Below are 2,245 nucleotides of genomic sequence, written 5' to 3'. Positions count from 1 at the left end.
ATGACGGTATCCTCCCGCCATCTCCAGAATCACAATGCGCCGAGCCGAAGCAAGCAATTAATGGGTCCTGACCCTAGCCCGTCTTATTCAGCGCATGCCGGGGATTCGCTGGCGGGTGTCGCGTAAAGCATTGATCGCGCTTAGGGATTGGGTGTCGAAGCCATCCTGTCCACGCGAACGCGCCGAGCCACACCCGCCATGCCTGTTGATACGACCTTGCCGTTCCATTTTCCAGCCGTCGGTCGCAAGAAGCTGACCGCCGCCTTCGATGGTGGACGCATCACATCCGATGGCGGCGTCATGCTGCTCGGCGCGGTGGAGCGGCAGTTGGGGATCGCGGATAGGCTCGCGCGACTGATCCCCGATCCGCGCAATCCGTTGTTCGTGACGCACAGCATCGACGACATCCTGCGCGCCCGCATCCTTGCCATCGCTTGCGGCTACGAAGACGCTGACGACCTCGATCATCTGCGCACTGACCCAGGGTTCAAGCTTGCCTGCGGGCGCCTGCCGGACAGCGGTGATGATCTCTGCTCGCAGCCGACTGTTTCGCGCTGGGAGAACGCACCCACCCTGCGCGAGGTGGTGCGCATGACCTACGCCATGGTCGACCTGTACTGCTCCAGCTACGCCCGTCCACCCGCCGCCGTCACTCTGGATATCGACGATACCTGCGACGTCGTGCATGGCAATCAGCAACTTTCTCTATTCCACGCACATTACAACGAGCGGTGCTTCCTGCCGATCCACGTGTACGACACGGCCACCTCGCGGCCGGTGGCGATCCTACTGCGGCCGGGCAAGACGCCGACTGGTGACGAGATTCGCAGCCATCTGCGGCGTCTGGTTCGCCGCATCCGGCAGCACTGGCCCGATACCCGTCTGACAATTCGCGGCGATAGCCACTACGGCCGCCCCGAGGTGATGGCCTGGTGCGAGGCGCATGGCCTGGACTACATCTTCGGCCTGTCCGGCAACGCCGTGCTCGACCGGCTGATGGAACCTTTCGCCGACGACGTGCGAGTGTGCCGTGCCGAGGCCCAAGCCGCTGCCGTCCGCCGCTACAGCGAGACCCGCTACGGCGCCAAATCGTGGAAATGCGAGCGCCGCGTGGTGGCCCGCATCGAGGCCACCACCAAGGGACTGGATATCCGCTACGTCGTGACGAACCTGCCCAAGGGCACCGCGGAATGGCTGTATGACAAGATGTACTGTGCCCGCGGCCAGGCCGAGAATCTGATCAAGTTGCACAAGACCGAACTCGCCTCCGACCGCACGAGTTGCCGCTCGCCGCTCGCCGCTCGCCAACCAGGTGCGGCTGGTGCTGCATACCGCTGCCTACTGGGTGTTGCTGACCGTCCGTGACGCCATTCCCAGACCGCAGCCACTCGCAACCGCCCAGTTCAAAACCTTGCAGCTGCACCTGATCAAGATTGCCGCCCGTGTCACCGAGACCGCGACCAGGGTGCGCATCGCCTTTGCCACCGCCTGCCCCAACGCCGATCTGTTCAGCGGACTGGTGCGGGGTTTCCTGCCAGCAGGGCCGTGACCCGCGGGGCCTTTGCCCCCGAAACCGTCATGTCCCACCCAACCCTCAACGCCTGCCATTTTCGTTCTGAACAAGCGACAAAGAAGCGCGTCGAGCAGCCGCGCCCTACGCGTTTCCGCCTTTATCAGCGCTTACCGCTGAATAGGACGGGCTAGAGCAGAATCCTTTCATTCTGGCTCGTAACCTGCGGCGGTGAAGTAGTTGGCGCACTCAGCAGGGGTGAATTGGTCGATGGCGCGTCCGATGGTTTCCCACAGTCCGTCGATCGTGCGCTCTGAGGCTTTGCGTAGGATGGCCTTGAGCTTGGAGAAGGCGTTCTCAATCGGATTGAAGTCGGGCGAGTAAGGCGGCAGATAGAGCAGCCTGGCAGCGGCCGCCTCGATCATCCTGCGCGTTTCGCCACCCTTGTGGGCAGGCAGGTTGTCCATCACCACGATGTCGCCGGGCTTCAGCGCCGGTGTCAGCACGTGGCGGACATAGGCGTGAAATACATCGCGGTTCATCGGCCCGTCGATCACCATCGGCGCGGTCATGCCGTTCAGACGCAAGGCGCCGATGAAAGTGGTGGTTTTCCAATGATGGGGTGGACGCCCCCCAGACGGCATCATTGTGCCAAAGTGGTAAGGTGTCAGTCACTAACGGGAGGCGTCCGTGACGGAAGTTACAACAATCGGCGTGGATTTGGCTAAGAATGTA

Annotated in this window: 2 pseudogenes; one reads left to right on the top strand and one right to left on the bottom strand. The window is 62.6% G+C overall.

What is annotated here, in order from left to right:
* Nucleotides 1–198 precede the first annotated feature (198 nt).
* Nucleotides 199–1,549, top strand: a pseudogene (locus GSQ92_RS27070) (IS1380 family transposase).
* Between the two features lie 167 nt (nucleotides 1,550–1,716).
* Here GSQ92_RS27070 and GSQ92_RS27065 read toward each other — a convergent pair.
* Nucleotides 1,717–2,139: pseudogene (locus tag GSQ92_RS27065) on the bottom strand (IS630 family transposase); the annotation flags it as partial.
* Nucleotides 2,140–2,245: the final 106 nt, after the last annotated feature.

The sequence above is a fragment of the Acidisoma sp. S159 genome, assembly GCF_009766125.1.
Taxonomy (GTDB): domain Bacteria; phylum Pseudomonadota; class Alphaproteobacteria; order Acetobacterales; family Acetobacteraceae; genus Acidisoma.
This window is presented reverse-complemented; position numbering and strand designations above follow the sequence as displayed.